The 22,093-nt window shown below is 43.6% G+C and carries 18 protein-coding genes and 1 tRNA gene; 8 read left to right on the top strand and 11 right to left on the bottom strand.

The window, feature by feature from the left end:
- Positions 1-19: 19 nt before the first annotated feature.
- The 3 genes from EYB58_RS16845 to EYB58_RS16835 form a co-directional block, all read right to left on the bottom strand.
- Positions 20-415, bottom strand: a complete 396-nt coding sequence (locus EYB58_RS16845) for a PaaI family thioesterase (protein WP_111960084.1) — start codon at positions 413-415, stop codon at positions 20-22.
- 217 nt (positions 416-632) lie between these two features.
- Positions 633-1,136 (bottom strand): DUF2293 domain-containing protein, encoded by a 504-nt coding sequence (locus EYB58_RS16840; RefSeq protein WP_242637407.1) that lies wholly within the window; start codon positions 1,134-1,136, stop codon positions 633-635.
- Positions 1,137-1,357: 221 nt separating this feature from the next.
- Entirely contained in the window at positions 1,358-1,639 is a 282-nt protein-coding gene (locus EYB58_RS16835) for an HU family DNA-binding protein (RefSeq protein WP_111960088.1), read from the bottom strand.
- Between the two features lie 898 nt (positions 1,640-2,537).
- Here EYB58_RS16835 and EYB58_RS16830 point away from each other — a divergent pair.
- The 3 genes from EYB58_RS16830 to EYB58_RS16820 all read left to right on the top strand — a co-directional run bounded on the left by EYB58_RS16830 (position 2,538) and on the right by EYB58_RS16820 (position 5,023).
- Positions 2,538-3,023: a MaoC family dehydratase gene (locus tag EYB58_RS16830; protein WP_111960090.1), complete on the top strand. Its 486-nt coding sequence runs from the start codon at positions 2,538-2,540 to the stop codon at positions 3,021-3,023.
- Between the two features lie 386 nt (positions 3,024-3,409).
- A complete protein-coding gene (locus EYB58_RS16825; RefSeq protein ID WP_111960092.1) occupies positions 3,410-3,808 on the top strand; it encodes a hypothetical protein in 399 nt (132 codons plus the stop codon).
- Positions 3,809-3,847: 39 nt separating this feature from the next.
- A complete protein-coding gene (locus EYB58_RS16820) occupies positions 3,848-5,023 on the top strand; it encodes an MFS transporter (protein WP_111960094.1) in 1,176 nt (391 codons plus the stop codon).
- Positions 5,024-5,315: 292 nt separating this feature from the next.
- Here EYB58_RS16820 and EYB58_RS16815 read toward each other — a convergent pair.
- Together EYB58_RS16815 and EYB58_RS16810 are read right to left on the bottom strand one after the other, a co-directional pair.
- A tRNA-Phe gene (locus EYB58_RS16815) sits at positions 5,316-5,391 on the bottom strand.
- A gap of 71 nt (positions 5,392-5,462) precedes the next feature.
- Positions 5,463-6,203 carry an RsmE family RNA methyltransferase gene (locus EYB58_RS16810; RefSeq protein ID WP_111960096.1) on the bottom strand — a complete coding sequence of 247 codons (741 nt, stop codon included), beginning with the start codon at positions 6,201-6,203 and terminating at the stop codon, positions 5,463-5,465.
- A 430-nt stretch (positions 6,204-6,633) separates the two neighbouring features.
- Here EYB58_RS16810 and EYB58_RS16805 point away from each other — a divergent pair, with 430 nt between their 5' ends.
- From EYB58_RS16805 to EYB58_RS16790, 4 genes are all read left to right on the top strand, one after another.
- Positions 6,634-8,508 (top strand): diguanylate cyclase domain-containing protein, encoded by a 1,875-nt coding sequence (locus EYB58_RS16805; RefSeq protein WP_165477775.1) that lies wholly within the window; start codon positions 6,634-6,636, stop codon positions 8,506-8,508.
- 166 nt (positions 8,509-8,674) lie between these two features.
- The gene (locus EYB58_RS16800) at positions 8,675-9,280 is read left to right on the top strand and encodes a Maf family protein (protein ID WP_111960100.1); all 606 of its coding nucleotides are present in this window, start codon (positions 8,675-8,677) and stop codon (positions 9,278-9,280) included.
- A gap of 2 nt (positions 9,281-9,282) precedes the next feature.
- On the top strand, positions 9,283-9,969 hold the full coding sequence (locus EYB58_RS16795) for a YggS family pyridoxal phosphate-dependent enzyme (RefSeq protein WP_111960102.1): 687 nt from the start codon (positions 9,283-9,285) through the stop codon (positions 9,967-9,969).
- On the top strand, positions 9,969-10,547 hold the full coding sequence (locus tag EYB58_RS16790) for an epoxyqueuosine reductase QueH (protein WP_111960104.1): 579 nt from the start codon (positions 9,969-9,971) through the stop codon (positions 10,545-10,547). The genes EYB58_RS16795 and EYB58_RS16790 overlap by 1 nt, the downstream gene beginning before the upstream one ends.
- Positions 10,548-10,591: 44 nt before the next feature.
- Here EYB58_RS16790 and EYB58_RS16785 read toward each other — a convergent pair whose 3' ends face one another.
- The 6 genes from EYB58_RS16785 to EYB58_RS16760 form a co-directional block, all read right to left on the bottom strand.
- A complete protein-coding gene (locus tag EYB58_RS16785; protein ID WP_111960106.1) occupies positions 10,592-11,599 on the bottom strand; it encodes an adenosine deaminase in 1,008 nt (335 codons plus the stop codon).
- A gap of 36 nt (positions 11,600-11,635) precedes the next feature.
- The gene (pilB, locus tag EYB58_RS16780; RefSeq protein ID WP_111960108.1) at positions 11,636-13,870 is read right to left on the bottom strand and encodes a type IV-A pilus assembly ATPase PilB; all 2,235 of its coding nucleotides are present in this window, start codon (positions 13,868-13,870) and stop codon (positions 11,636-11,638) included.
- 54 nt (positions 13,871-13,924) lie between these two features.
- On the bottom strand, positions 13,925-15,589 hold the full coding sequence (locus EYB58_RS16775; RefSeq protein WP_111960817.1) for a transposase: 1,665 nt from the start codon (positions 15,587-15,589) through the stop codon (positions 13,925-13,927).
- Positions 15,590-15,699: 110 nt separating this feature from the next.
- Positions 15,700-16,341: a hypothetical protein gene (locus tag EYB58_RS16770; protein ID WP_111960815.1), complete on the bottom strand. Its 642-nt coding sequence runs from the start codon at positions 16,339-16,341 to the stop codon at positions 15,700-15,702.
- A 240-nt stretch (positions 16,342-16,581) separates the two neighbouring features.
- Positions 16,582-16,797, bottom strand: a complete 216-nt coding sequence (locus EYB58_RS16765) for a hypothetical protein (RefSeq protein WP_111955864.1) — start codon at positions 16,795-16,797, stop codon at positions 16,582-16,584.
- Between the two features lies 1 nt (position 16,798).
- The gene (locus EYB58_RS16760) at positions 16,799-18,643 is read right to left on the bottom strand and encodes an ABC-F family ATP-binding cassette domain-containing protein (protein ID WP_111955866.1); all 1,845 of its coding nucleotides are present in this window, start codon (positions 18,641-18,643) and stop codon (positions 16,799-16,801) included.
- A gap of 279 nt (positions 18,644-18,922) precedes the next feature.
- Here EYB58_RS16760 and ppdK point away from each other — a divergent pair, with 279 nt between their 5' ends.
- Positions 18,923-21,643: a pyruvate, phosphate dikinase gene (ppdK, locus tag EYB58_RS16755; protein WP_111955868.1), complete on the top strand. Its 2,721-nt coding sequence runs from the start codon at positions 18,923-18,925 to the stop codon at positions 21,641-21,643.
- Positions 21,644-22,093 lie beyond the last annotated feature (450 nt).

The raw sequence follows: 22,093 nt of genomic DNA, 5'->3' as shown, positions 1-22,093 counted from the left end.
TTCACTCGATGATTGAGTTTCAGCTTTTAGACAACGTTGCACTATGGAAAAGTTTGAAAGTGCCCAAAGCCTTGGCAACCAGTTTTTCGCCATTCCAGATCTCCCCTTCACAGAAGAACATCCGACCTGAATTATGTAAAAGACGACCTTTCGCGGTCACACGTTGACCTATCTGGCCACCCGGTTGAAAAAAACTGACTTTCATCTCGATAGTCGCAGCGCCGCTCTCTTCCGGATCGGCTGAACGTGCAGCGCGTGACATACAGACATCCAATAACGTCATTGTCACACCACCGTGCATGGAGCCCCAGGAGGTCGTGTGTTTTTTTGTTAAATCAATTGCCAATTCTGATTCACCGTCTTTTGCATAGAGGACTTCAATGCCGAGTTCTTCCAAAAAAGGATACTTTTTCATATGTCTCTTCCTGATTTAATGCAAATCCAATATCAAAGGATGATAGAAATTTAGTTTTTGCATGTCAAGTCGAGATAAATTTTCACGAAAAAGCCTGGGATCATCAACTAAGAAACTCAAACATTCCCTTCTTAAACGCCGCTTCAATTCTGTCAAAAATACGGCAGAGACTAATCTTTCCAATCCATGTGATTCCACAATCCCCATTGAAATGGGGTCAAAAGTCATGAATTTTTTCCAAGGCCTGTTTCAAGGGGCAATTGTCACCCAGGTCCCGACCCTGGCGGTATACGTTCAGCACTTCAATTGATTTTTTGGCCAACGCCTTTCTGATCTCTCTTCGCGTTCCCTTTACCCGTGCTACTTTCATTGAATCATATACAGTGGTCTTATGTCTCATCCATGCAATTACAGCAGCCTGTGCTCTTTTATCAATAGGAATGCGCTGGGTCCTAGCGACAGTTCCACTACCCACAGGGGTTGCGTGGGAAGTTATGATTTTTCCAAGGTGTTGTGCCTCTTTTTCATACCTGGAATGAAAATTTAAAAATTTGATGATCTGATCATTAAATTCCTGGGTATAGACCTCTTGTTTGGCCTGCCGTCGTGCCAGCTCACATTTTCGATCCTTAGCATAGGCGGGTGTTGCTCTTTTAGCAGCTACCTCCTGTTTTGCGGCCAGAATATTTTCAGCAGGAGCCCATATACCTTTTGAAATCATCCGTCTGCGGTATTTTACTTGGACGACCCATACGGGGCTCTTTAATTTTACTCGCTTTGTGACAACGGCGTCGCCTGCGGGTAAAAAAGCCCACCCGTCAGGAGGTATTAGTGTTTCCCCTGCTCCAGAATGCAGCGTTCCTTCTGTTGCCCCCGGAAAAACACTTAAATGCTGATGTGCCATTCACTGTGCCTTAATTGAAGTCCATGGGAAAACCGTTCTTAATTTGGGTGATTAACCCGTTCCTTCAATTCTTTCCCTGGCTTGAAAAAAGGAAGCCTTTTTACCGAAACCATAACTTTTTTTCCAGTTTTTGGATTTCTGCCCGTGTAACCCGCGTATTCTTTGATGAAAAAAGAACAAAAGCCTCGAATTTCAGTCCGTTCCCCTTTAATCATTGTTTCAGTCAGGCTATCAAAAAACAGCTTCACTATGTCTGTGGATTCCTGTTTGGTCAGCCCCGTTCTATCTTTGATGACCTGAATTAGTTCAAGTTTGTTCATACTCATTGCTCCCATCATTATTTTCAAAGGGGAACATGTTTAGCTGGTTCTTTGAATTTTATCAAGTGTTAAAGTTGAGCAACCTATTGGAATACAGCTATATATAAAATCTGAAATCTGAAATTCCGCTATTTTAAGCCGTTCCATTAACCAGCATTATCTTGGATAATATTGACATCAAATAGGCCGTTTAATGGATTGGGACTATTTACCGGCAAAAATTCAAAAAGAATTTGAGTGATCCAAATCTCAAACAATATAAACACCAATGGTTATAGATAGTTGAGAGATAATAGCGACAACTCATAGATATCTTGTGGGGTTAAAATTAAAGATAAATATTAAGTACCCGCTCTCATTTTTCAGGTGTCTGATGGTTATAATTAATAAAAGACTTTGCCTTGTGTGGCAGGCTCGTCCCGGTATACGCGCCTCATACCCGATTCCTGTACGTCATCCCGTACTTCTGTGGTGCTTGTGCCTCAATAGGACGGCTTTCCTCCGAAGTACCTTCACCAGTACTCGTTGCCATACCACAACACCCTTCACCTCCATGAGGCTGGGTCTAAGACTTGTCAAATGTGTCGAAATTCTATACATTTAACTCACTTTTAGTGCCGTGCCCGGCACACCACAAAACGCTGGACTTACTGCACAACTCTTTCGGAAGGACTTGGTTCAGGACAATTTAACTTTTTATCGGAGTTTTTGGGCTTAAAAGCCTGGCCCCGCGATTCAAATAAAATGGCAGATAATTTACAGGTACTTTCAAAAAATCTTAAGCTAAGGAACGGAGCTTAAATAACTTGCCCATTTTGCTATATCCGGGAGCGCGGGCGTTTCGCCCGCGCTCCCAAGGTTAAGTTATTTCGAACTCATTCCTAAAGAGAGCAAAACTATGAGCGATCAGAAAAAATGTCAGGAGTTTTTAAATTTTATTAAACCCCAGATTGGTCAACAGATTCATGTGGGCCCCTGGCTTGAAATTGACCAGAAACGAATTAATGATTTTGCTGACGTTACCGGTGATGTGCAATGGATTCATACGGATGTTCAGCGAGCCAAAAAAGAGTCTCCTTATGAATCAACAATTGCTCACGGGTATTTGACATTGTCTTTATTGCCTTATCTAACTGAAAGCAATCATCCTGATTTTTTTCAGAAAAATTATCCCGGCATGAAGTATCGGGTAAACTATGGTCTTAACAGGCTTCGTTTTCCTTCTGCTGTTAAAGCTGGGGCCAAAATTCGGGCAAGAACGACAATTCATCAAGTAGAAGAGGTAAAGGGCGGTATACAAATCTGTTATCTTATTACCATTGATATTGAAGGTGGTGAAAAGCCGGCTTGTGTTGTCGAATTTCTGGCACGCCTTTACCCTTAGGACCACAGATTAAATGAGTTGAGCAAAAATAACGCTGAATTTTGGTTCATCTACAAGACGCATTAAAGGTTGAACCGCAGGCCCATTTGGCCTTTGATGCAACGAAGTAGATGGGCCAAAAGGCAAGCTGTTTCGTTAGGTCTCTACCCAAATTTTAAAAAGAGAACTCATTTCACAGAATAGTTGATATAAATTTTCAAGCCCAGAAACAACATTGACAATACCTGCCACGTTTTTTACAATAATAAACACTACCTGCAATTGACCCTGCGTGATAATTGATTTTAATCAGTACCTCATCGTTTAGAAATTATATTTTGTCATCCTCACCTATTTTTAAAGTTTTTTAGACTAAATCTTGCTTAATTTTCAAAGGAGGTGAACATATGGATAGAAATGATTTTTTATCAGCTTTTATTGCCGCTGAAAGTGAAATTAATCTTATTATTGAAGATTTAACAAAACAGTTACATAAAAAAATGGATAAATTATTCCAGGAATCAGACGAAAGATGGGTTGAACGAATTTTAGCTTTTTCATTTAATAAAATACCAACCCAAGAAATTCAATCCATTGAAGAAAGACATCTTATAATTGCGAAGCAAGCAAAAAAGTTGATGTATTTACATGGGTTAAACGCAAAAGTACAATTAGAACAGATCGGTGATAGTAAAAATAGGAGATGTCCAGGGCAAATGATTTACAAAGTGAAAAAGTCTCCAAAAAATAGCAAATATTTAGAGTTTGTCTTAAAAAACAACTCAAGTCCGTCTTCCGGCAAATAAAGCACATATGCCGGACTGGTTGGTGATGGATGACCTTAAATGAACAAATCTGCTATTCTTTTTATCCTGTCTGCTGCCGTGGGGGTGGCAATGATGGGGCTTGGCATCATCTGGCCCTTGATTCCGGTTTACGCGGTGGAACTTGGGGCCGGTGGATTTTTGGTCGGACTCATCGTTGCCAGCTTTAATATTTCCAGAACCCTTTTAAGCCCTTTCAGCGGACCGATGTCGGATAAATGGGGCAGGAAACGGTTCATTGCATCCGGCCTGCTGATCTATGCGGTTCTCTCTGTTTTTTATGTGCTGCCGAAAAATGCGGAAACCCTGATCCTGATCAGACTGCTTCACGGCACGGCCTCACTTCTGGTGGTGCCGGTGGCCATGGCGCTGACTGCGGACATTGCACCGCCCCAAAAATTGGGGCTCTACATGGGAACATTGAACATGGCCATTATGATTGGTCTGGGTTTCGGCCCGGCCATGGGCGGAATTATCCGGGATACCCTCGGGTTTAACGTCGCTTTTTACATCATGGGTGGTCTGGCCTTTATCACCTCTCTGATGGTGGCAATTTTCATCCCTTCGGATAAAGCCCATCTCAGCCATATAAAACGGCTCAAACCATACCCTATTAGAAAAATAATGGTCCACAGGACAGCCGCCGGAATCCTTATTATGCGTTTTTTCGCCGCTTCCGGCCAAGGATCCGTTTACACCTTTCTGCCCATTTTGGCCATGAAGATCAATCTATCCAGTTCACAGGTCGGTATCATTTTGACCATGAATATCTTTTTGATTGCATTTCTCCAGCGAATAAGCGGCAGACTTGCCGACCGGACCAATCCCAAGCACCTGATCATCGCAGGCACCTTTGCCTCCGGCATAACGGTCCTGAGCATGCCCTTTGTTCACGGATTTATCCCGATTCTGATACTCAATATTCTGATGGGAATGGCCAACGGCATCTCTCTGCCCGGCGGACTGGTCATCACCGCCCGGCTGGGACAGACCATGGGGATGGCATCCATTATGAGTCTCAACGACGCCGCCTGGGGGTTGGGGTTTATCGTCTCTCCCATCCTTTCCGGACTCATCCTCGACTGGATGGGCGTATCCTGCGTCTTTATCGTCGGTAGCCTTTTAATCCTTTTGGGTGGTATTGCCGTGACCGTCTTTTTATGGAATTATGACAACTCGTTAAGGACCGCAGATTAAATAAGTTGGGCAGAAATAACGCCGAAGTTTGGTTCATTTACAAGGCGCATTAAAGGTTGAATAGCAGGCCTATTTGACCTTTAATGCAACGAAATAGATGGGCCAATAGGCAAGCTATTTCGTTCAAGTTATTTAATCTGCGGTCCTAAGCCCGATAAAAGGCACATAAACCAGCCTACGCCATATTATGGATTGAACCAATAGGAATAAAAAAGTTCTATAGAAGGGGAGTACAAGATACTTCAAAATCAAAAAAGCCTTCAACGAAAACCGCTGAAAGCTTTTATAATCGTGGTGCCCAGGAACAGAATTGAACTGCTGACACGGGGATTTTCAGTCCCCTGCTCTACCGACTGAGCTACCTGGGCACGTCAAACAACGAGAGTTTTTATATGTTCTTTAACCGTTCAAGTCAAGAAAAAAGTTAAAAAATATTTTTTTAACTCTCACACCCCATGTCACCAAGCAGATACTGGATTAAACCACAAGCACAGACCGCTGCCGTTTCTGCCCTTAAAATCCTGGGCCCAAGAGAGTAGCTCATAAATCCGGATTCAGCGGCACGCCTAATTTCTTCTTCTTCAAATCCGCCCTCCGGCCCGATCAAGACAACCGCTTTGTTATTCTCTCCAGGGAACGGTCCGGCAAGGGGACGATCCGATGCTTCCCAGAAGGCAAATCTGTGTGAACAGTCTTTTGAGAAGGCCAGAACCTGTTGAAAATCCATGGGCGGCATAATTTCGACAAGACAGGATCGCCGGCACTGCTTCAAAGACTCCCTGGCAATGGTCTGCCATCGCTCAATCTGTTTCTCTTCCCTATTTTGACCTGACAATGGAATGGATCTTTTACAATAAAAAGGAATCCAACGGGTTACCCCGAGCTGGGTAATCTGCTTGATGATCTCATCCATCTTCTTATGTTTGAGCATGGCCGTACACAGGGTTAGATCGAGATTTGATTCCGTGAGGCTTTTTTTCTCACTTAGAATTGAAATTTCCACACATTCAGGAGAGACTTTATTAATACAACCCGTAAAATCAGTACCATGGCCGTCGGTCATGGAAATGGTATCTTTTGGTTTAAGCCTGAGTACCTTGCGTATATGTTTTGCATCCTGACCATGGATGACGACCTTATCTGCGCTTAACGCCTCTTTATTGATTAAAAACTTCTGCATAGTTATCTATTCATCCAGCAAAAAAAATGGTTAAATTTTTAATTTTTATTATGAATTTATTTTTCATATTAAAAATTAAGACGCCGAAATGCAACACGAGTCAAAGGATTTTGACTTCCAACCACAAAATTAAAGCATCTCATCCGAAAACTTTGCTGCCATTGTCCACACTCCAAAATTGTTCAGGACAGGCATGCAATGGGAATGCGTTTGTTTTACAGTGTAATATGAGATATAATTTAAGCATTGAATCTGAAAGCGGCATTTTATCATGATATTAGGCGCATAGATTTGCGACGCTAATTGTATTTTAAATACATAAAAACCGTGTCATCAACAAAAGCATCGTTCGCCAACCATAGAGGGTTATCCGATGGGACTGCGGAAAAAAACATTAATAACGATTAGCACGACATTCATCTTGATGGTTTTGATTATATATTCAATCACCAGCGAGATCCTGCTTGGGGGATATGCAAAACTTGAAAAGGAAAATATCCTTTTAAGCATGGATCAGGCAATAAAGATCATTGATAATGAACTGGTTCACCTGCAAAGCATTGTCGGTGAGTGGGCTGCCTGCAATGATACCTACTTTTTTGTTCAACATAAGAATCAAAAATATATTGACGATAATCTCATGGATTCAACGCTGGCCAATTTACATGTTAATTTTCTATTATTCATTAACACTGCCGGGGAAATTGTATATTGTAAGTATTTTAACCCGGAAACCGGCCGGGGCGAAACGTGCCCTGAATCCATTAAAAAATATCTTTCTTTTGACGGATCCTTTCTTTTGCGAAATAAAAGTAAAAAAGAAGCCCTGGCAGGCCTGGCAATACTGCCGGAGAACCCCAGTTTCCTTGCGTCTGCACCAATCCTTACCAGTCAACGTAAAGGCCCTGTAATGGGCACACTGATTGCCGGAAGATATTTAAATGCCCCGGAGATTAAAAGACTGGCTTCTCTGCTAAATCTGTCGGTTGCATTTGAAAGGCTGGACGGTCCTTCACTTTCCGAACGATTTAAAAAGGCAAAGCAGTCTTTAACTTTGGAGAATAAGGTTGCCATTATACTCTTGGATAAAAATACCATTGGGGCTTATTCATTGCTGACGGATTTAACCGGCACCCCCATACTCATGCTGGGGATAGACAAGGAACGCAGAATTTACTTCCAGGGTAAAAGCAATATGCGTTATCTTATCTATTCATTGCTTATAACCGGTCTGGTCTTCATTATTACCACTTTCATTTTCCTTGAAATCACGGTGTTGTCACGGATGATTCGATTAAACAGTGACGTTAAAGAGATTACAAGTACCGGTAACCTGTCTGCAAAAACAAAAACAACTGGAAAAGATGAATTATCTGATCTCTCCACACAAATAAACCTGATATTAGAATCTGTCAGGGTCAGCACGGAACGGGATCGTGCAATCCTTGAGTCAATTGAAGACGCCTATTTTGAGGTGGATCTTGCAGGCACTATAACGTTTCACAATGACGCCCTGTCCAAAATTTTTAACTATGATAAAGAGGCGTTAGGCAAGGTGAATTATCGTCAACTGCTGGATGAATCCGCTGCTGAAAAAGCATTTAATACATTTCAACATTTGTATAAAACAGGCATCCCAGTAAGCTCCATGGAGACGGAATTCGAACTTGAAAATGGTCAAAAAACATATCTGGAGTCATCGGTTTCTCTGATTAAGGATAATAAGGGAAAAACTATCGGATTTCGCGGAATATCAAAAAACGTCACCGAACAAAAGAAATCTTCCAAAAGACTTTTGTATATGGCTTACCACGATTCATTAACCGGGCTTTTGAACAGAAAGGCATTTCATGAAGACCTTGAAAAGGAGTTGTTGTATGCAGACCGTTACAAACAGCAGAGAGTCGTGATGTATTTGGATCTTGATAAGTTTAAAAAGGTAAACGACACGTTTGGTCATCATGCCGGAGATCATTTACTGAAAGAGTTTGCCCAACGGGTCAAAAAAGTCCTTAGAGATACGGATCTGGTTTACCGTCTTGGTGGTGACGAGTTCGCCATCATTTTAACCAGTCCCCAGGATCCAACACCCGATATAATCGCCCAACGGATTTTAGATGTCATGGTCCCGCCCTTTTATCTGAAATCACAAACTATTGATTTTGTAACAACAAGTATTGGTATCAGCTTTTATCCTTCGGACAGCACCGATGCTGAAACGCTTTTGCAATGCGCCGACAAAGCTATGTACGAGGCCAAAAAGGATAGAAATAAATATGTTATATTTCAAGACAGCAAATCTTAGGCGCTTATGGACGATCCTGGATCGGGCGTGTTTCTTTTAAATACGGCAAATTGCGGTTCGCAATTCATACATTAATGTCTGTCAGGAAATAAAAAATTTCATCCAACCAAGAAATTGGGCAAAAAGGCTACTTTTGGATGGACACTAATTATGATACATAAAAACCATGAAAACGATCAACAAAGAGAACATTATTCTTGCCTCGGGTTCACCCCGCCGAAAAGAGCTTATGATCCAGGCTGGTATAGATTTCAAAATTCATGTGGCTGATATTGACGAATCTAAAGTAGATCCAGGTATGGCACCCGAAAACTATGTTGGTTTATTGTCAAAAACCAAGGCCCAAGCCGTGGCCGTGAACTATCCTGATGCCTGGACTATTGGGGCCGACACAATTGTGGCGGTTGATGATACAATTTTAGGTAAACCTACCGGCCACCGGCAGGCAGTTGCCATGTTAAGCCGGCTCAGCAACAGAGAACACAATGTATTTACCGCCTTCACCATCACCAGACCGGATGCCGATGATGTCGTTACCCGGTTTGTAAACACCCGGGTGCGGTTTAAAGCACTGTCCAATGATGAGATCAACTGGTACGCAGACACAAAAGAACCCTATGACAAGGCAGGAGGCTATGGAATACAGGGCATTGGGGCCTTTTTGGTTAAAGAGATATCCGGATCTTATACCAACGTTGTCGGCCTGCCCGTGTGTGAACTCATTGATGCCCTGATGTATTTGGGGGCAATCAGTTTTAAGGAAGAAAAATAGTAATGCAGATTCAATCCAATATAAAAAAAATTAATGATGACATATGTGCTGCCGCGCAAAGAAGCGGACGGGATGCATCCAAAGTGACCCTTATTGCAGTGAGCAAAAGAAAACCGCCTGAAATGGTCCAGGAGGCCATGGATGCAGGTCACAGGGATTTTGGGGAAAATTATATCCAGGAAGCAATGGAAAAGATTGATCTCCTTGGCAGAAAATCAGCGATCTGGCATTTTATAGGGCATCTTCAATCCAACAAAGCCAAATTCGCGGTAAAATATTTTGACCTGATTCATACCGTGGATACGGTTAAGCTGGCCAAGGAAATCAACCGCCAGGCCAAAAAAATCGGAAAAACCCAAAAAATTCTACTCCAGGTAAATATAGCACAGGAAGCGACCAAATCCGGTGCAAAAAAAAACGAAATTGTGGGTGTTGCAAAACAGGTCTGCCAATTTGACAACCTGCACGTTTCAGGACTTATGTGCATGCCTCCTTTTTTCGATGACCCTGAAGATGCAAGAATTTATTTTAAAAAACTTAAACAAATCAGTAACGATGTTGAAACGCTCAATCTTCCCCATACGACCATGACCCATTTATCCATGGGCATGAGCAATGATTTTACCGTGGCCGTTGAAGAAGGCGCGACGTTAGTGCGCGTGGGTACAGCCATCTTCGGAGCAAGATAGTGAGAGTTCTTCTACATAGCTGCTGTGCCCCGTGTACCATCTATCCCCTTGAGGTTTTAAGAAACATGGGCATGGAGGTTATGGGGTATTTTTACCGGCATAATATTCATCCTTTCACCGAATGTATGAAGCGCGAGGAAACATTGCGTGATTATGCGGATCAGGTGAATTTAAAAATGATCTGGCAAAAGGGTTATGAGCTTGAAGCATTTTTACGTGCCGTAACGTTCAGGGAAAAAAACAGGTGCAGGTACTGCTACCACGCACGTCTTAAAGCCAGCGCCCTGGTTGCCAAAAAGGGAAAATTTGACGGCTTTTCCACCACCCTGCTATATTCAAAATTCCAGAACCATGCCCTGATCACGGAAATCGGCCAGGACTTAGCAAAACAATATGGCCTTAAATTCATTTATCATGATTTTCGTGAAGGCTGGAAACAGGGAATAGAGGCCTCAAAGTCCTTGGGCATGTACCGCCAGCAGTATTGTGGCTGTATTTACAGCGAAAAAGACCGGTACTATCAACAAAAAAAGGAATCTAACCATGTACGGATGGACAGGGAAAGTTCTTTATGTTGATCTTAGGAAACCCGGTGTTGACAGACCCTATCGGCCCATGGCCGTTATTCAGCCGTGAATTTTTTTATCTGATCAATAAATATAGCTTTTTTATCCTGGCTGATAAAAGCAGCATTAAAAGAATTAATCGCCAGCTGCGTGATATCCTTTCGAGTCAGCTGAAAAGCGTTTTGAAGCGCCAGATAGTTTTCAACAACGTATCCCCCGAAATATGCAGGATCATCCGAGTTAACCGTCACGCAAAGCCCCTGGTCAAACAGCTTTTTAAAACTGTGTTCCTGCATGTTTTTAAATACACACAGCTTAATATTGGAAAGCGGGCAAATGGTTAAAGGGATCTGTCGGCGCTTGAGTTCATTGATGAGAGACTTGTCTTCAAGCGCACGCACGCCATGATCAATTCGCTGGACTTTAAGATCTTTGATTGCCTCCCATATATATTCAGCAGGGCCCTCTTCTCCGGCATGGGCCACGGTCAGAAAGCCTTCTTTTCGTGCCTTTTCAAAAACACGTATGAATTTAGATGGTGGATGCCCGGACTCGGAAGAATCAAGCCCTACCCCCGTAATTTTGTCCCTGAAATCCAACGCCTGCGAAAGGGTTTCCATGGCCTCGGATTCTGGGAGATGACGTAAAAAACACATGATCAGGCAAAATGAAATGTTGAGATTGCGGGCACCGTCGGATAACGCGTGATAAATGCCGTTTACTACTGTTTCAAACACAATGCCTCGTTCGGTATGGGTCTGGGGATCAAAAAAAATTTCAACGTGCCGAATGTTTTGATCTTTGGCTTTCAGGAGATATTCCCACGTCAGTTCATAAAAATCGGTTTCATTCTGAAGTACACCAGCTCCTTCGTAATAAATATCCAGGAATGACTGCAAATTATCGAAACGATAAGCCTGGCGCAGTGCGTCTACCGAATCGAACTTAATGCGTATACCGTTTCTTTCGGCGATGCGAAACAATGTCTCAGGCGCCAACGTCCCCTCGATATGAAGATGCAGCTCTGCCTTGGGAATACCCTGAATAAATACATTCATATCCATAGAGATCTCCTTGTTCTTTTGATTCTGACTACAGGCCTAAGAACCGTTGCTGTTGATTTTTCGTTTTTTGATCTGGTTGTAAAGGGAAACGAGTTTGCGGTCTGTTTCGTTCAGGCGGTCGGCCAGGACGGTGAAAAGATGCTTGGCCACATCAGGATATTTTTCTATAATTTCAATCAGCTTGTCTCCGGGGAACCGTTTGATCTTGGAACGTCCCTTTGAAATAATAGACGCAGACCTTGGGGTACCGGTTATGGCAGCCATTTCGCCGAAATACTCTCCGGGCTGGGTAATTTCCGCTATCATTTTACCGCCCTTGACCACATAGACAGCGCCTTGAACAAGCTTGAAAAAGTCAATATCCGTGTTTCCTTCTCGGATGATCACATCCTTGTCCTCATATTGTTCAATGTCGGGATTCACCAGATAGGCCGGCAAGGCTTCTTTTGAGAGAACGGTTTTTCTTAACACTTCTTCCAGGGATGTTTCTCCGGATTTTACCTTAATAAGGCCTGCATCCCGAAGCGTGATCATGCCTTCGGAAATAGCCACCTTGCGCAGCTGGTCTTCCGCTACTTCGGCAGATATGGCTTTGCCAACCTCATCGGTCACTTCCATGAGTTCATACAGCCCAACCCGGCCCTTGTATCCGGTACCATTGCAGTGGGAGCATCCTTTAGGACCGTATATGGTCAAATCAGGAATGTCATTCTTATGAAAACCGTGCAATTCCAGGTCTTCCGGATTATGCCCGGTAACCACCTGCTTACAATCCGGACACAGCCTGCGCCCAAGACGCTGGGATAAAACCATGGTAACGGATGAGGCAAGCATATAGGGTGGAATGCCGATATCCACAAGCCGCCCAATGGTGGACGGGCAGTCGTTGGTATGCAGGGTGGCAAAAACAAGATGTCCTGTCATGGCTGCTTTGATGGCAATTTCAGCGGTTTCAATATCACGGATCTCGCCCACCATGATAATATCCGGATCTTGTCGAAGAAAGGCTTTCAGGGCTGCAGCAAAGGTCATGCCGACCTCTTCTCTTACCGGCACCTGGTTAATACCCTTAAAATTGAATTCCACGGGATCTTCAGCGGTCAGGATCTTGATATCATCCTTGTTCAGACGGTTGAGAACGGAATACAGTGTCGTAGTTTTACCCGAACCTGTGGGACCTGTAACCAGAAGCAGGCCATAGGGTCTTGAAATACAGCGTTTGAGCATTTCAAAGGTGCCGGATTCAAACCCTAGGCGGGTCAAATCAACGCTCAATGCGCTTTGGTCCAAAATACGCATGACAATGCTCTCGCCAAACAGGGTGGGCAAGGTCGACACACGGAAATCCACGGATTTTTTCTTGCCCAGCCGAAGTTTGATTCGACCGTCCTGGGGAATCCTGCGCTCGGCGATATCCAGGGAAGCCAAAATTTTTACCCTTGAAAGCACGGCATTTTTAATTGACAGCGGCAGGTTCATGGCCTTGTACATGCCGCCGTCCAGGCGATAGCGCACCTGAAAGGATTTTTCAAAGGGTTCAATATGTATATCTGACACGCCGTCGTTGATTGCTTTGGTCAAAATGCCGTTTACCAGTTTGATGATGGGGGCATCCGAGGCCATGAACTCATCCGGGCCGACGTTTGTATCGGCGCTGGCCACCTCAAGCTCCTCGGCCGCCTCGGAAACCAGGGAACCAAAATCTTCAACAGAAGTTACCGGTTCATCATCTTCTACCTCATCATCAAAATGAAGAAAACTTTTATACGCGTCATCGGAAATTTTATAAAAATCTCGATACGCCTGGATGATATCATTTTCAGTGGAAACAAAGGCCTGGATATTTTTCCCTGTTTTCTTTCCAAGAGCTGCAACCACATCCGTATCCGTGGGTTCTGCCATGCAGACCTGTAAATCATCCCCGGCCAGTTTCAAGGGAAAAACCAGATTGATTTTGGCTTCATCATAGGGCAGAAGCTTCAGAGCCTGGGGATCCGGTTTTATTTCAGAGAAAGCGACGACTTTGTAGTTGTATATTCGTCCCAGCACATTGATGATGGTGTCTGGATCAATATAGCCTTTCTGGAGCAGAATACCCGAAAGCCGCTCATTGGTCTTTTTCTGGACCGAGAGGGCCTCGTTGAGCATAATGGATGTAATCTGTCCTTCTTTGGAAAGGATTTCACCGATTTTAACTTTACCGGCACCAGACTGATCTTTAATGGTAGATTTAAGGCTGGACCCGGATTTTGAAGCAGTACTTCCTGCCATAAAATATCCTGAAAACTCTATGATAGCAAATGACGGTTGGTATTGATCTTGCTCTTAAGTAGCGAATAAGGATGCCAATTTTTTCGGCAAATCAGGCCGCTGAATTATTTTTTTCATTTCAGGGCTAATTTTTCCATACGTTTTTTGTTCGTCGTTTAATTTTTCAAGAACCATGTTGTAGTCAATTTTTTCGAATCGTTCCTCCAAAGTAGCATTCCCATCAAGGATGGCTTCCATATATTCTGCTTTATCAAGATTCTTGATTAACGGCGTGTCTGTGAGCATGGTTTTGAGCCTTTTATTTAATGATATTGTTCCACTTCTTTTCCGGTTTCTACGTTTAAGTTCCCGGAAAAATCGTTCCAAAATATTGTTTGTGCGTTGAGGTTGGATGTGAACCTGCTGACCATTGGATGTTTCGATTGTAATTGGATCGGCAAAAAGTTTCTCCCAGTAAGTGTCGATCTGTTTGATCATTTTTTTATATGAGTCTGTTTGAGATAATTTCGGGTCTGCCATTATTTGCGCCCTGAATCTTTTCACTTTCTGAGCAATACGTTTTATATTGGTATTATTATCGCCGTCATCATTAAGTCCTTTCTTATTTTCAGAAACGGTTATGGATAAGGCGGTTCGGAGTTGTTTGAAGGTTTCCATCTTTTTTTCAATTTGCTTAGCGGCGCTTCTCAACTGTTGGTCATTGATGATTTTATTGAGAGGCTTCCAAAGATTGAAGAAATGTTTATCGAATTGATTGTAGCCAGAGGTGTCCACCATTTTATACAGGACTTTTAGCCGCTGGTAAAAAATAAAGTGCGGGCAATCAAATGGGAAACCATAACCCTCAAGTTGGCCAGTTGTGTCAAGAGCCCAATGGATCATGACATATGACGACACAATCGCCAGTTTTTCTGCGGGTATTGTGTTCGGCTGATTTTCAGCAATACACTCTAATAGCCCTGTCCCAAGTTGAGTATCGTTTCCCATGAGAGAGTCCAGCGCCTTTGCTTTTGCCCGAAGCACTGTTCTGATTTTATGCTTTGTTAAACGGATTCTAATCTTAGCGTATTCTGCTTCATATAAATCTTTTCCAATATCTCTTAAAAAATGGAAATGGCAGATGAAATCCGGAATACCTTTGAACACAACCTCTACTGCCGATAAAATGCCTTTACCCATATCATGGACCAGAGCAACCGGGTTGCCGTATTGCTTTTTTATTCTTTCTAAAAAGGGGATGATGGATTCTGCTTTTTCCGAGGGCAATTTGATATTATCCAATACTATTTGAGCAATGCCGTCCATACCGGTAAAAAGATGAGGACTGCCGCCTTCGCAAGTGCCATCTATATGCAGAATATAGCCGCCTTTGTGTGACATCAGTTGATTTAATCGTTGCTGTGCCTGCTGATGGGCTATGGCCAGATAAGCAATAAATTTCTTACCAAGGAAACCAATCTCTCGTTGAGAAATGGTTATATTTCTATCTGACAGCAGTGCAATGATTTGCTGTTCTGATAGACAGTGAACAAAAAGTCCATATCCGACAAAAACCAACACATCATACCCATACGTGCACCGATATGGGGTCAAAGAACGAAGCTGTTGACTTTGATGGACCGTGTTATCAATTGGATTGACCAAAACTGTTTCCTTTGCACAAAATGCCCCGATATCCAAAGTCACAACGTTTTTCTTCCTGGTTTTGAGCACTTTCAAATCCCGTTGGCCTACCTCCTGCGGATAAAAGGAAATAGTTGGCTCCTCCGGAAATAGATTCTGCGGACAAATCCCTTCAGTGATTTTGTCGATATACCCTGTGAGACATTTTATGGCTCTGTATCCGAAGTTTTTTTTAAAAGGTCATGGAATTGCAAAAATTGTTTAACAACAACTGGGTCAAAGCGCTCACCCGGAAGAGCAGATTCAATGGCAAGCCGGTCAACTTCAATACCTGGGTTTTTTATTATGTGTACTAAAATTTTAACTGCCTGGGTATCAGTGGGCCAACCATCGGTCTTGTGTCGTTCTGCACCCCTTTTTTGTAGTTGATATTTGTTGGGTGCCGCTGAAAAATAAACAAACCGGCCCTGATGTTTTTCTCGTTTGATTTCGTCGGATTGCTTGATTTGTGAAAAATAGGAACTACTTGAAGGGATCTCAATAATGCTCGAAATATCAGCGGCACTGAGCCCAGCTTCAGATCTTTTTACCAATTCAATAATTGTTTGTTTTAAATTGCCGTGCTTGGAAAATAGAGCAAATTGATATTTCCATAATCCATTATCGTCAAATTCAGGAATTTCGGGCAATGTGTAGTAGCGACCGTTTTGATTTATGCTTGTGAATGTTTTCCACTTTTTTAATCTTCTTCTCACTGTTATCGCAGAGCATTGGAGTAATTGCGCCAGCTTTTCAATTGCCATAATTTTGTCTTGCCTAAACTTTTTCCGAACGTCATATTCATCCATTCCCCCTCCGTGATAAAGTATGTGTAATTGTGAACGAATTACGCATACTTTATCATGGATATGGAAGGGGTTTCAAACTATTTTTCCCTGAAATTTTAGGTCGATAGGCTAAAAATGAACATATTGGAGTGAACTTTAAGGAAAACACATACTTTATCAGTTTCAAGTTCGAGGTAGGACGTCATTATTGATGGGGCTTTTCAAGATTCCAACCGTCATTTGCTGCCATAGTGAAAACTATTACGATTTTTTATAATTTCTGACCACCCGAATACCGCCGGCCAGTAACAAAAGACAACCTAAAAAATAGGAACAGAACTTTACAATTCCGATCTTATTTTTAAAAAATTCAATGGTCTCAATTTGGGGTATCACCTGGGGCACCCTTATAAAAACCGCGATACCCACGACGATCAGAATAATACCATAATAAAATTTAAGTTTTTGTTTGTCCATCTTAATCCCCACCTTCAAGGCCGGATAATTCCCGGTCAAATTTCTTTTTTATCTTGTCTGCCCTCTCAGATATTTCCGCAAAGGTGTCAAACAGGGTTTCAATCTCAGATTCCAGTTTAGCATGTTCTTTGGATAAATTGGCAATTTTTAATCCATCCTGGTCCTGGGATGCATCAAGCAATTCTTTGTTCACCCGGGCCATCTTGGTTTCCTTTGCCTCTATCTCATTTTCAAGTTTGTTTATCTTTTTATTTATCGGCGTCAACTGCTTTGACCTTTGGGCCACAATCTCGGATTTTTTCTTGCGCAGTTCTTTTTTGGGAAGCTGCGCGCTTTTTTTGCGCTTTACAGGGATCAGTTCTTCATCCTCCCATCCCTGTTTTTCAAGAAATTCCTGATAGGTACCCTCAAATATGTCAATGCCGCTTGAAGTAAATATCACCAGGCGATTTGCCAAGGCATGCAGAAACATCTCATTATGGGTAACAAGCACAACAGCACCTTCAAACGCATTTAAAGCCTCGACAAAGGCATCACTGGCCTCAATGTCAAGATGGTTTGACGGCTCATCCAAAAGCAGAAGGTTCAAAGGTCGAATCAGCAGTTTACCAAGCATGACCCGGGCTTTTTCTCCACCGGACAGCACACTCACCTTTTTTAGAGCTGCATCCTGTTCAAACATCATAGCACCGCAAATGTTTCTGGCGGTCTGCCGGTCTGTCTCAGGATAGGCATGCAAGATCTCTTCTTCCACAGTGAATTGCGGATTTAAGGTCTGGATATTGGTCTGCTCAAAATAGCCGATTTCTACACCTGGATTGGGTTTTACCCATCCTGCATCCGGATCCATATTCTGACTGATCAACTTAAGAAGTGTGGTTTTTCCTTTGCCGTTTTTACCGATTACGGCCACACGGTCACCGGGGTATACGGTCAAGGAAAAGTCTTTTATCAAAGGATTTTCTTTTTCGTAACCGAAACTCAAATCTTCGATAGTCAGCACCTGTTTTCCGATAAAAGGCAGATAGTTAAAAGAAAAATCCAAATTTTTAAGTTCTGCCAGTTTGTCTTTCGAGTCGAGCTTGGCCAGGGTTTTAATTCTGGACTGTACCATGTTTGCCAGCCTTGCCTTGGCCCGAAACCGGGAGATGAACAGTTCAATCTCTTTTTTACGCTTTTCCTCATTTACCCGGGTTTTTTCATATATCTCTTCGTCCTGGGCCACCTGGATATAATATTTAGCGGTATCTCCCTGTATCTTTTTCATCTTGCGACGGTGAATCCCAACAATATGGGTGACCACATTATCCATAAATCCACGGTCATGGGTAACCAGGAGCATCTCCCTTGGCCAGGAAACAAGAAATCCTGTAATCCATCGAATAGATGTAATGTCCAGATAGTTGGTGGGCTCGTCAAGAATTAACAGATCAGGTTCGGATACCAATACCTTGGCAAGGTTTAAACGCACCTGGTAACCACCGGAAAACTGCATGGGATCCTTTTGCATGTTCTGTTCTGAAAACCCCAGACCCGACAATATTTTTTCAGCTTTCCAGAAATGATCACGTTCATGATCCGGCAGGCCAAGCATAGCCTCTTCAAGAACAGTGGGTCTGCTGAATTTTATATGCTGGGAAAGCACACCGATCCGATATTCGCTGGGTATAATAACACGCCCGTCATCGGGGTGATCTGTGCCTGCTATTATATTTAAAAGCGTGGTTTTACCATGGCCGTTTCTTCCCACCAGGCCCACCCGTTCACCGGAATTGATCTGCATGCCGGTATTGTCAAGCAGTACCTGATCTGCGAATCCTTTGGTTATGGATTCTATATTCAGCATTGATTCCTCCTGTTTGCGCCTGTCAAACGGCGATAAAGTGCCAACGCACATCATTGAAAAAGAGCAATATTATCATTGAAGCCCCCATTTATAAACATAAGATTTTATTTGACTTGATTTTTCTAAAGTTTTAATAATAAACGTTAACATTTGGCGGGCTTTATAAAGGGAAAATCGAATACCGACTGATTCCACGACTTGAACAAGCTAAATATCAATTTGTCTTTAACCAATGTCTTTAACCATTTAAGACTGAAACCATACAAGCGGTGATATAAAATGACCAAATACATCTATGAGTTCGGCCCTGATAAAACAGAAGGGGATGCAAGTCAAAAAAACCTTTTAGGCGGAAAAGGCGCCAACCTTGCAGAAATGGCAAAGCTGAAACTGCCTGTTCCGCTAGGCTTCACCATATCAACGGAATGCTGCAATCACTATTTTGATTTAAACGGGCGTTTTCCTGATACCCTTGAAGGCGACATTCTCAAAGCCATGGCCAATATTGAATCCCATACAGGTATGATTTTTGGTGATCCGGAAAATCCATTGCTGGTATCCTGCCGATCCGGTGCAAGAAGCTCAATGCCCGGAATGATGGAGACCATATTGAACGTCGGCCTGTGTAGCACCACGATTCCGGGATTGATTAAAAAAACCAATAATGAATGGTTTGTTTATGATGCCTACCGCCGGCTGATCATGATGTATTCAGATGTGGTTATGGAAAAAGCAGAACAGATCAAGCCCGGGGACGGCATGGGTATCCGCCTGAATCTGGAAATGATGATGAATAATCTGAAAAACGATAAGGGCTATGACAATGACACGGATATTTCCACCGAAGATTTAAAGGCCCTTTGCGAACGGTTTAAGAAAAAAATCCGGGAGGACCTGGGTGTCGATTTTCCTGATGACCCCAAAGATCAGCTCATGGGATCCATCGGGGCTGTCTTTAAAAGCTGGAACGGGAAACGGGCAGTATCCTACCGCCGTATTGAACATATTCCGGACTGTTGGGGTACGGCCGTCAATGTCCAGACCATGGTTTTCGGTAATATGGGCGAGACTTCTGCCACAGGCGTTGCCTTTAGCAGAGACCCGGCCACAGGGGACAATAAATTCTATGGAGAATGGCTGGTCAATGCCCAGGGCGAGGATGTGGTGGCAGGCACCAGAACCCCAAATCCATTGAACAAAGACACCAAAAATTCCCAGAACAAACACCTGCCCTCTCTGGAAGAATCCATGCCCCAGCTTTACAAGCAGTTATTTGAGATCCGCAATCTTTTAGAAGCCCATTACAAGGACATGCAGGACATTGAGTTCACCATCCAGGAAGGCAGGCTTTACATGCTCCAGTGCCGGGTGGGCAAACGCACCGCGACAGCAGCCCTGAACATGGCCATGGATATGTTGGCGGAAGGCACCATCGATGAAAAAACCATGGTATGCCGTCTTGATCCTAAAATTTTGGACGACATGCTTCACCCCATTGTGGATCCGGATGCGGAAAAAACAGCCGTAAAGATTGCAGAAGGACTGCCTGCAGGCCCCGGCGGTGCATGGGGACAGATTGTGTTCTCATCCGAAGATGCGGTTCAATGGACCAAGCTAGACAAAAAGGTCATTCTGGTCCGTGAAGAGACCAATCCCGAAGACATTGAAGGCATGCGGGCGGCAGCAGCCGTTCTCACAGCAAGGGGCGGCATGACCTCCCATGCTGCCTTAGTGGCCAGGGGATGGGGTAAATGCTGTATTGTTGGTGCCGGTGCCCTTAAAATCAATTTCGAAACCAAAGAACTTCGCGTGGGTACCCGGGTGTTTAAGGAAGGTGATACCTTCACCCTTAACGGCACCAAAGGGATGGTATACCAGGGCCGAATCAAGATGAAGGACGCGTTGGAGAATGCCAGATTCAAAGCATTCATGAGCATTGCGGACAAATACCGGGCCATGCAGGTCCGCACCAATGCCGACACCCCGGCAGATGCCATGACAGCCCTGACTTTTGGCGCCCAGGGTATTGGGCTTTTCAGGACTGAGCACATGTTCTACGGTGCAGATTCGGATAAAGCCCTTTTCCTTCTGCGCAAAATGATTTTAAGCAAGACCCACGAAGAGAGAGAAGCCGCCCTTGAAGAACTATTCCCCTTTGTCAAGGAGGAGATCAAGGCCACCCTGGAGGTTATGGATAATCTGCCCGTTACCATCCGTCTGCTGGATCCGCCCCTGCATGAATTCGTACCCCAGTCACGGGAAAATCAGCAGGAAATTGCCGATGCCCTGCATATCGACATAGAAGAGGTGTTCAAGCGCAGCGAACAGCTTTTAGAATCCAATCCCATGATCGGGCACAGGGGTGTCAGACTTGGCATCACCTATCCTGAAATCTCCCACATGCAGGTGAAAGCCATATTTGAATCCTGCGCAGAACTGATCAAAGCGGGTAAAAATCCCATGCCTGAAATTATGGTGCCCGTAACCTGTAATGAAAAAGAGCTGGCCTTTGTCCAGGATATTGTTACCCAGTGCCATGAAGAGGCGCTTAAAACCTACCAAATAGACGCCCTCCCCTATCTGTACGGCACCATGATCGAAATTCCAAGGGCGGCATTGATTGCAGATAAAATGGCAGAATATGCCCAGTTTTTCTCCTTTGGTACCAATGACCTGACCCAGATGACCTTTGGGTTTTCAAGGGACGATATCGGTTCTTTCATGAATGATTATATTGACAACGCCATCCTTAATTCAGACCCCTTTGAGACCCTGGATCAGGAAGCGGTGGGCGGCCTGGTTACAACGGCGGTGGAACTTGGTCGCAGGACCCGTCCTGAAATCAAGCTGGGCATCTGCGGAGAACACGGCGGGGACCCAGAATCCGTCGTATTCTGCCATAAAGCAGGACTAAGCTACGTATCTTGTTCACCCTACCGGGTACCCATTGCTCGGCTGGCTGCAGCCCAGGCCGCCATTATGTATCCTGACTGCCGATAAAAAATATTCACAAACGCAATTATCCTGGTTACATAAAATTAACCAGGATAATTTTTTAGGGTAAGCACATGTAACCTGCTTGCTGTTTAGGAATAAGTCCGAAATAACTGAACCTGGGAGCGCGGGCGTTCGCCCGAAGAAAAGATGCGGGCGGGACGCCCGCGCTCCCGGATATAACAAAATGGGTAAGTTATTTAAGACCCGTTCTTCAATGTCAAATTTCAAAAGGCTTGACGGATTACCAATATATAATTCCCCCTTTTAAATTGAAATGTTCCCCCCAGATATTGTGGTGGCCTAAAACCCAAAAATCTGCGGTCCTTATAGCATGCTCACTTTGGAAAGTGGATTAACTTGCTGTCCAGTTTTGTAGATGCTAATGTAATCTCCATCGTAATTTCTATAACAGCCATGGGCTGACTTGGTCTATCAATACCGAGGCTCAACCCA

The organism is Desulfobacter hydrogenophilus, from assembly GCF_004319545.1.
In the GTDB taxonomy this organism is placed as follows: domain Bacteria; phylum Desulfobacterota; class Desulfobacteria; order Desulfobacterales; family Desulfobacteraceae; genus Desulfobacter; species Desulfobacter hydrogenophilus.
Note: the sequence above shows the minus strand (reverse complement) of the source record. Positions and strands in the feature narration are given on the sequence as shown.